The organism is Actinocrinis sp., assembly GCF_035605935.1.
Lineage (GTDB): Bacteria > Actinomycetota > Actinomycetes > Streptomycetales > Catenulisporaceae > Actinocrinis.
Genome location: NZ_DATNGK010000003.1, coordinates 1 through 2,288, shown reverse-complemented (window position 1 = coordinate 2,288; position 2,288 = coordinate 1). Strand labels below are relative to the sequence as shown.

Below are 2,288 nucleotides of genomic sequence, written 5' to 3'. Positions count from 1 at the left end.
CACCTCGCAGAATCAGGCCAGCATCGAAGACGATCTGCGCCGGTTCGTCGCCGGCCGGCTGGATCTCGACGATCAGCAGCTGACCTGGCAGTGCGAGCAGGCGATTCGCAACTACGACCCGTGCATCTCCTGCGCGACCCACTTCCTTGATCTCACCGTGGACCGCGCCTGACCGGGCGTCACCACGGGCCGCGGGAGCTGTTGGCGGCCTGCATCGCGCGGACGTAGCCTGCCCGCTCGTAAGCAGCCTCGTCAGTATCTGCAGGCAGGGCGAGCATTCCGCGCACTGCGGCGACCGACGGATATCCCTTGCGGGCCATCCATCCGGACAGGCCGTCGAGCAGGACGGCGGCGTGCGCGGGGCCGTGCCGGATCAGCGCAGACGCCGTCATCACGACATCGGCGCCCGCTAGCAGGTACTTGATCACGTCGGCCGGTCCCTCGACTCCGGTCGTCGCGGCGAGGGAGGCACGCAGATGCTGGCGCAGGATGGAGATCCAGGTCCGCGGCAGCCGGGCCTCGGCCGGGCTGGAGAGGTACACGTCGGGCATTATCGCGAGGGTCTCGGGGTTGATGTCGGGCTGCAGGAACCGGTTGAACAGCACCAGGCCGTCCGCGCCCGCCTCGTCAAGCCGCAGTGCCATCTCGCCGACCGAGCTGAAGTGCGGGCTCAGCTTGACAGCCACCGGCACGGTCACCGCGTCCTTGACCCGGGACAGGATGTCTAGGTGCCGCTGCTCGACCTCGCGGCCGGTAATGTGCGGGTCGCCTGGAATGTAGTAGATGTTCAGCTCGATCGCCGCGGCGCCCGCGTCCTGCATCGCACGCGCGTAGCTGGTCCAGCCGCCGGGCGTCACGCCGTTGATGCTGCCGATGACCGGTATCTCGACCGCCGCCGCGGCGCGCTCGAGCAGGCTCAGGTAGCGGCGCGGGCTAGGTTCATCCGCGCTGCCATCGGCTTCTGCTTCAGCCTCAGCCTCAGCCGGGAAGTAGGACAGGGACTCGGCGAAAGCCTCCGTGCCCATCTCGGCCAGCCGCGCGTTCTCCGCGGCCTCCCGGCGCAGCTGCTCCTCGAACAGGGAGTAGAGCACCACCGCGCCGACGCCGCCGTCGGCGAGCCGCCGGACGCCGTCGACGGTATTCGAGAGCGGTGACGCGGAGGCGACGAGCGGGTTCCGCAGCGCTAGGCCCAGGTAGTGGGTCGAAAGGTCCATTAGTCGTCCCTCCGCGCGTCGGCCGGAAACTGCTGCGCTCCGCGGGTGGCCATCTCTTCGTAGGTGCTCCAGCGCTGGTCAACCGCTTCCTGGGCCAGCACTCCCAGGCGCTCGGCCTCGGCCGGGTTGGTGTTGCTGAGCGAGCGGTACCGCAGCTCGCGCTGGGTGTAGCTGGCCAGGCTGATGCGCGGCCTCGGCGAGTCGAGCAGGAACGGGTTACCGCCGGCCGTCCGGACCAGCGGGTCGTACCTGATCAGCGGCCAGTGCCCGCTGGCCACGGCGCGGTATTGCTGGTCGAGGCCGTCGCGCATCTCGATGCCGTGCGCGATGCAGTGGCTGTAGGCGATGACCAGCGACGGCCCGTCGTAGGCTTCCGCCTCGCGGAAGGCGCGCAGGGTCTGCTGCGGGTCGGCGCCCATGGCTACCCGGGCTACGTAGACGTTGCCGTAGGCGATGGCCTGCAGCGCGATGTCCTTTTTCGGCACGGTCTTGCCGGCCGAGGCGAACTTGGCGACGGCGCCGAGCGGTGTCGACTTCGATGACTGCCCGCCGGTGTTGGAGTAGACCTCGGTGTCGAGCACCAGCACGTTCACGTTGCGCCCGGTGGCCAGCACGTGGTCCAGGCCCGAGGAGCCGATGTCGTAGGCCCAGCCGTCCCCGCCGACGATCCAGACACTGCGCCGCACCAGGTGATCGACCACGCTGCGCAGATCGGCGACATGCCCGTAGTCCTGGTCCAGGGCCTCGAGCCGCCGCTTCAGCTCGGCGACCCGGTCGAGCTGGGCCGCCAGTTCCGATTCGCGTAGCTGTGACGCGCCGAGGATGTCGTCCGCCAGGTCGGCGCCGATCGTGTCGCGCAGCTCCGTCAGGCGGGTGCGGGCCAGCTCGACGTGCCGGTCGGCGGCCAGCCGGAATCCCAGGCCGAATTCGGCGTTGTCCTCGAACAGCGAGTTCGACCAGGCCGGGCCGCGCCCGTCGGCGTTGGTCGTCCACGGCGTGGTGGGCAGGTTCCCGCCGTAGATCGAGGAGCAGCCGGTGGCGTTCGCGACCATCAGCCGGTCGCCGAACAGCTGC

General features: G+C 69.7%; 2 protein-coding genes and 1 pseudogene. 1 reads left to right on the top strand and 2 read right to left on the bottom strand.

Annotated features, from left to right (window positions below; genetic code table 11):
- Positions 1-172, top strand: a pseudogene (locus tag VN779_RS26255) (Ni/Fe hydrogenase subunit alpha); the annotation flags it as partial.
- A 7-nt stretch (positions 173-179) separates the two neighbouring features.
- Here the strand turns inward: VN779_RS26255 and VN779_RS00290 are convergent.
- Entirely contained in the window at positions 180-1,214 is a 1,035-nt protein-coding gene (locus tag VN779_RS00290) for a dihydroorotate dehydrogenase-like protein (RefSeq protein ID WP_325718946.1), read from the bottom strand.
- The coding region (locus tag VN779_RS00285) for a thiamine pyrophosphate-dependent enzyme (protein WP_325718944.1) at positions 1,214-2,288 on the bottom strand (1,075 nt) is incomplete at its 5' end. The genes VN779_RS00285 and VN779_RS00290, both read right to left, overlap by 1 nt.